The sequence below is a fragment of the uncultured Propionibacterium sp. genome (assembly GCF_963539965.1).
Taxonomy (GTDB): Bacteria; Actinomycetota; Actinomycetes; order Propionibacteriales; family Propionibacteriaceae; genus Propionibacterium.
In genome coordinates this window covers 1-6,203 of the sequence record NZ_CAUTOU010000093.1, presented here as the reverse complement: position 1 = coordinate 6,203, position 6,203 = coordinate 1, and the positions used below count along the sequence as shown (strand labels likewise).

Annotated in this window: 6 protein-coding genes and 1 riboswitch; all 6 genes read right to left on the bottom strand. The window is 75.4% G+C overall.

What is annotated here, in order from left to right; translation table 11 throughout:
- Positions 1-1,277 (bottom strand): precorrin-6y C5,15-methyltransferase (decarboxylating) subunit CbiE (gene cbiE / locus R2N01_RS10785; RefSeq protein WP_316671058.1); only part of this gene is annotated, 1,277 nt, incomplete at its 3' end.
- Positions 1,274-2,254, bottom strand: a complete 981-nt coding sequence (gene cobM, locus R2N01_RS10780; RefSeq protein WP_316671056.1) for a precorrin-4 C(11)-methyltransferase — start codon at positions 2,252-2,254, stop codon at positions 1,274-1,276. The genes cbiE and cobM, both read right to left, overlap by 4 nt.
- Complete coding sequence (gene cobI / locus R2N01_RS10775) at positions 2,251-3,036, bottom strand: precorrin-2 C(20)-methyltransferase (protein ID WP_316671054.1); 786 nt, start codon at positions 3,034-3,036, stop codon at positions 2,251-2,253. The genes cobM and cobI overlap by 4 nt, the downstream gene beginning before the upstream one ends.
- A gap of 26 nt (positions 3,037-3,062) precedes the next feature.
- Positions 3,063-3,217, bottom strand: a riboswitch (cobalamin riboswitch).
- Positions 3,195-4,607 (bottom strand): DNA polymerase IV, encoded by a 1,413-nt coding sequence (locus R2N01_RS10770; RefSeq protein ID WP_316671052.1) that lies wholly within the window; start codon positions 4,605-4,607, stop codon positions 3,195-3,197. Its footprint overlaps the riboswitch before it by 23 nt.
- Positions 4,608-4,609: 2 nt before the next feature.
- Positions 4,610-5,221 (bottom strand): dihydrofolate reductase, encoded by a 612-nt coding sequence (locus tag R2N01_RS10765; RefSeq protein WP_316671049.1) that lies wholly within the window; start codon positions 5,219-5,221, stop codon positions 4,610-4,612.
- Positions 5,218-6,030: a thymidylate synthase gene (locus tag R2N01_RS10760; protein WP_316671046.1), complete on the bottom strand. Its 813-nt coding sequence runs from the start codon at positions 6,028-6,030 to the stop codon at positions 5,218-5,220. The genes R2N01_RS10765 and R2N01_RS10760 overlap by 4 nt, the downstream gene beginning before the upstream one ends.
- Positions 6,031-6,203 lie beyond the last annotated feature (173 nt).

The window sequence follows — 6,203 nt, the reverse complement described above, 5'->3', positions numbered from 1 at the left end:
GCGGGGTGTCCGGGCTCTGCGGCGGGTGCCGCACCGTCGGCGGGCGCCTCGCCGGGGCCGGTGACGCGCACGTGGGCGGGCATCGGCGGGACGCGCCACAGCCGGTCGCGCACCCAGTCGACGGGCCTGCCCTCGATGATGGCGGTGGTCACGGCCGCCACATCGCCGCTGAAGGCCCAGCCGAGCCGGTCCAGGGCGGGCAGGCCCAGCGAGTCGGTGGCGGTGGAGACGACGGCGGTGGCGCCGAGCCCCTCGGCGATGCGGCGGGCGAGCTCGTTGGCCCCGCCCACGTGGCCGCCGACCAGCGGGATCGCGAAGCGGCCGGCCTCGTCGACCACGACGACGCCCGGATCGGTCTTCTTGTCGGCGAGCAGCGGCGCGATCATCCGGGCCGTGGCCCCCAGGGCGACGTGGGAGACGATCAGGTCGCACTCGGCCCAGGCCGCGGCCAGTCCGGCCGCCATCCCGCCGGCGTAGCGCTTGGACGCGACGGACAGGGTCTCGTCGATGCGGTCGGCGTTCGCGCGGGCGCGGCCGGTCGTGTAGACGTGGCCGATGATCGGCTCGGCGTCGGAGCCGTCCGGGCGCACCCTGCAGCCTGGGCGGGCCCCGTCGTCGGCGGGCGTCTCGGCGTCGCCGGCGATCTCGGGGGTCGCGCCGAGCACGGCCGCCTCGTCGGGGCGGTGGTCGAGCACGAGCACGACGTGCAGGCCGGGCACGTCGTCGGCGCCCAGCCCGAGGGCCTGCTCCTCGGTGCAGACGTCGACCCGCTGGTCGGGCTCGCCCATGCGGGCGGCGACGACGTAGGTCTTGCCCGAGCCCCTCAGGGCCTCGGCGAGCTCGCGGACGCCGCGCCCGGGGGCCGTCAGGACGGCGACCTTCGGGTGGTTGCGGGCCACGCGCACGGCCGCCTCGATGCCGCGCGAGTGGGCGCTGACGATCTGGGCGTCGTCCCACGGCACGGCGACGGCGGCGAAGGCCGCCTGGACGCTGGTCACCGCGGGGACGACCTCGACGGCCAGGCCGGCCTGGCGCAGGCGCCGCGCGATGCCGAAGAACAGCGGGTCGCCCGAGGCGACGACGACGACGCTGGCGTCGTCGGGCAGGGCCTTGATGCGCTCGACGGCCGGGGCGATGAGGCCGAGCACCTGGCGCCTGGGCTCGGGCACCGACAGGGCGTCGAGGTGGCGGCGCCCGCCGACCACGAGATCGGCGGCGGCCGCGTCCGCGCGCAGCTGCTCGCTGATCCCGCCGAGGTGTCCGTGGACGCGGATCATGCGTTCTCCTCCGGGACGGTGCCGGCGCGGCCGGCCGCATCGGTGTCCTCGCCCAGGGCGCGGGCGCCGCGCTCGCGCAGCTCCTGCCGGGCCCGGGCGTCGGCGTCGCGGTACTCGTGGTGGAAGCCGGGATGGTACAGGTGGCTGCGGCCGGCTATGGGCCCCTCGGCCAGGGCCGGGCCGACGAGCACGACCGTGTGCTTCCACAGCCGGTGGGCCCTCATCGTCTCGGACAGGCGGGCCAGGTCGCAGCGGAACATCATCTCCTGCGGCCAGGTGACGCAGTAGCCGATGATGCAGGGGGTCCCGGGCGCGTAGCCGCCCTCGAGCAGGGCCTCCTGCAGGGCGCGGTGGCGGGCCGCCGACAGGTAGACGGCCATGGTGGCCCCGTGCGCGGCGAACGAGGCGATGGTCTCGCCGTCCGGCATCGGCGTGCGGCCGCCCTCCAGGCGGGTGACGATCAGGGACTGGCTGACCTCGGGCACGGTGACCTCGGCGTCCAGGCGGGCGGCGGCGGCGCTGAACGCCGAGATGCCGGGCACGGTCTCGACGTCGATGCCGATCCGGCGGCACAGGTCGCGCTGCTCGGCGGTGGCGCCGTAGATCGCCGGATCGCCGGTGTGCACGCGGGCCACGAGCAGGTCCTCGTCGCGGGCGCGGGTGTACAGCGGGACGAGGGCCTCCAGCGGGATCGACGCGGAGTCGATGAGCTCGGCGCCCGGCCTGTGGCCGGCGACCACGTCGGGGTGGACGAGGCTGGAGGCCCAGACGATGATGTCGGCGTCGGCGATGATGCGGGCGCCGCGCACGCTCACCAGGTCGGGGGCGCCCGGCCCGGCCCCGATGAAGGCGACCAGGCCGCGGGAGCCGCCACGGGCCGGGGCCGGCAGGGGCGGCGGGTCGATCAGCGAGTGGTCCATCGCATCGACGTCGGGCTCCGGGCCGATGGGGGCCGCGGGCCCGGGGCGCCCGCTCATATGCGGCCTCCCGTGATGGTGCGCTCGGGCGTGGTCAGGACGGCCGAGAAGTAGGGGCGCTCCTCGTCGGGGCCGACCTCGTCGAGGCCGGCGAGCTGCTGGTCGGGGAGCGAGACGTCGGTGCCGATGACGGCCCGGCGGCCGCGGGCGCGCAGCGCCTCGAGCACCTCGGGGAGCTTGCGGCCGCCCTTGTAGACGGCGACCGAGTCGACGGCGTCGAGCACCTGCCCGAGCCTGTCGGGCCCGACGGTGGCCGGCACGAGGGCGAGGATCTCGCGGCCCTCCGCGAGCGGGGTGGTGCTGGCGGCCGCCAGGGCCTGCATGGCGGTGATGCCGGGCACGAGCTCGTAGGCGACGTCCGGCAGGCGCTCGGCGACGGTGGCGCGCAGATAGCTGAAGGTGGAGAAGACGGCCGGGTCGCCGACGGTGGCGAAGGCGACGGTACGGCCTCCCGACTCGAAGGCCTCGACCGCGGCGTCGGCGCTGGCCCGCCAGCTCTCGGCGCGCCTGGCCCCCACGCCGCGGCGCTGGGCCATCGAGAAGGGGACGCGCCTGATCCGGGCGGTGCAGTCGGGGACGACCTGGGCGATGATCCGCTCGGCGCGGCCGGGGCCCCCGACGGAGGCCTCGGTGAACGGGACGAGGACGACGTCGGCGGCCCGGAGCACCCGCACCGCCTTGAGCGTGACCAGCTCGGGATCGCCGGGGCCCACCCCCACCCCGATGAATCGCCGTCCGGCGCCGGTCCGTCCGCCGTCGGGGCGCGCGCGGTTCTCGCTCACATGGCCTCCTCAGGTGCCTCGCCCAATGGTTCCTGCCGGCAGCATGCGAGTATCTGGCTCACCGGCCCGCCGGGCCGGATCACAGTGGCGGGACCGCTCCGGACTGCCAGCCGGGCTGGGCACCGGGATTCCTCGTCAATGCTGCAGTGCTCAGTCTGTCACACGAGAGGGGCCCCGCCTAAGTCCCCCACCGCGCGGGCCCACCCCGGGCCGTGCCCGTCCTCGTCGGACTCGGGCACGGCGAACGCCAGGGCGAGGGGCTCGGCGCGGCGCAGCGCCGGATCGTCCGCCCTCAGGGAACGGACCGGCCCGATGGGCCCGCCGCGCCGCTCGAAGCGCACCGTGACCACGCCGTGGCCGGCCCCCCACACCCAGCCGCGGCCCCACTGCTCGTGCTCGACGTCCATGCCGGGCAGGTAGCCGGCGTCGGCGCGGCGCACGGTGACGGGCGGGGCGGACTCGTCGTACTGCACCAGGGTGCCCGTGGCCGGCTCGCCGTCGTCCACCTCGAAGAGCTCCTCCTGGGCGGCCTGGGTGAAGTTCGAGACGCCCACGCCGACGAGCCGCACCCCGGCCCGCGGGTCGACGGCCCCGGCCAGGCCCTGGGCGACGGCGGCGATGCGCTCGGGATGGTCCGTGGCGCCCAGCAGGGTGCGCGAGCGGCTGACCGTGCTGAAGTCGGCCATGCGGGCCTTGAAGGTGACGGTGCGGGCGAACAGGCCCGCCCTGTTGAGCCTGGCGGCGACCAGCCGGGCGTCCTTGGCGATGATCTCGGCGATGGCGCCCTCCCCGGTGATGTCCTCCTCGAAGGTGTCCTCGACCGAGATCGACTTGGCCTCGCCGCGCGGGAGCACGGGGCGCTCGTCCTGGGCGAAGGCGATGCCGTGCACGTACTCGCCCACGGCCCGGCCGAGTTCGCGGACGAGCTCGTGCGGGCTGGCCTCGCGCAACTCGGTGACCGTGCGGATGCCCAGGCGATTGAGCTTCTCAGTGGTGGCCGGGCCGATGCCGGGGATGGCCCGAACGCTCATCGGAGCGATGAAGTCGAGCTCCCGGCCGGGCGCGATGATGCGGGCGCCGTCGGGCTTGGCGGCCTGGGAGGCGAGTTTGGCGATGAACTTGCTCGAGCCGACGCCGACCGAGGCGTGCAGGCCCTCGGTGCGCACGGCGATCCCGCGGCGCAGGTCGTCGACCAGCCCGGCGAGCGCGGGCGGTGAGACGTCCCGCCCGCCCGCGGCCAGGTCGACGAAGGCCTCGTCGATGCTGACGGGCTCGACGAGCGGGCTGAGCTCGCCGAGCAGGGCCATGACGATGCGGCTCGACTCGCGGTAGGCGGCGAAGCGGGTGGCCAGGTAGGCGGCGTGCGGGGCCAGGTGCCGGGCCTGGCCGGTGCCCATGGCCGAGTGGACGCCCAGTGCGCGGGCCTCGTAGCTGGCCGTCGCGACGACGCCGCGCCCGCCCACTCCCCCGACGATGACCGGTTTGCCGACCAGCGAGGGCTTGTCGCGCTGCTCGACCGATGCGAAGAAGGCGTCGAGGTCGAGGTGCAGCACGGAGGCCGACGAGCGCACGGTCAGCCCCCTTCGCCGACCGGCCCGCCGGAAGCGGCGGGGGCCGGGGCCCCGGCGCACCCGGCGGTGGGGATCCGGCGGGGGGCGCCGACGCGCTCGTAGCGGACGAAGTCGAACAGCTCGCCGCCGACGCGCTCGACCTCGCGCCAGGTGGCGGCGTCGATCTCCGGGAAGGTGACCGGGCCGGCGGCGTCCGCGTGCACGCGGGTGATGTCGAGTTCGCCGACCCAGTCCATGGCGGCGCGGTAGACCTGGCCGCCGCCGCAGACGAAGACCCTGTCGCGGTCGAGCCCGGCGGCGACGCGCAGGGCCTCGGCCAGGCTCGGCACGGCGATGCCGCGCGAGCCGCGGGGCGGATCGGGCGGGAAGCGCACCGAGGCCGGGTCGCGGCTGATGACGACGCTGGTGCGCCCGCCGAGCAGGCCCATGATGCGGTGCGTGACGTGGCCGAGGATCATCGGATGGCCCATCGTGACCGCCCTGAAGCGCCTCAGGTCCTCGCGGAACCCGAAGGGCTGGCAGGCGCCGTCGCCGATCACGCCGTTGGCCGCGACCGCCGCGATGGCGATGACCCTCGGGCCGGTGGGCCGGCCGCCGGCCGCTGCGCCGCTCACACCGCCACCGGGGCCCTGATCGCCGGGTGCGGGTCGTAGCCGGACAGCTCGATGTCGCCCAGCTCGAACTCGTCGATGCCCCTCACCGCGGGATTGAGCTCGAGCGTCGGCAGCGGGCGCGGCTCGCGCGACAGCTGCTCGCGCACCTGGTCGAAGTGGTTGTGGTAGATGTGCGCGTCGCCCAGGGTGTGGACGAAGTCGCCGACGCCCAGCCCGCAGACCTGCGCCACCATGTGGGTGAGCAGGGCGTAGGAGGCGATGTTGAAGGGCACGCCCAGGAACAGGTCGGCCGAGCGCTGGTAGAGGCCGCAGCTCAGGGCGCCGGGGGCGCCGCCGTGCCCGGGGGACACGTAGAACTGGAAGAGCACGTGGCACGGCGGCAGGGCCATGTCTTCCGCCTCGGCGACGTTCCAGGACGAGACGACCAGGCGGCGCGAGTACGGGTCGTCCCGGATCCGGTCGATCACCTGCGCGAGCTGGTCGATGGTGCCGCCGTCGTAGTCGGGCCAGCTGCGCCACTGGTGACCGTAGATGGGCCCCAGGTCGCCGTTCTCGTCGGCCCACTCGTCCCAGATGTGGACGTTGTTCCCGTGCAGCCAGGCGATGTTGGTGTCGCCGCGCAGGAACCACAGCAGCTCGCCGAAGACGCCGCGCGCGTAGACCCTCTTGGTGGTGACCAGCGGGAAGCCGTCGGCGAGGCGGAAGCGCATCTGGTGGCCGAAGACGCTGCGCGTGCCGGTGCCGGTGCGGTCGGGCCGGTCGACGCCCTCGTTCATCACGCGGTCGAGCAGGTCGAGGTACTGCTGCACGGCGCCTCCTCCGTCTCGTGTTCGTCCCGTGCGGTCGCCCCGCACGCCGCCGGCCCCTGCCCGGGCGGGCCGCGCCGGGCCCGGCGGCCCGTGAACAAGGCTATGCGCCGCCACCGACAGGCGCGCTCGACCGCGGCCCGGGCTCAGGGCTCCAGCGGGGTCACGCCGCTGGC

Excerpts from the sequence above, each read along its gene's own strand:
- cobM (WP_316671056.1), bottom strand. The coding sequence starts at position 2,254 with ATGAGCGGGCGCCCCGGGCCCGCGGCCCCCATCGGCCCGGAGCCCGAC.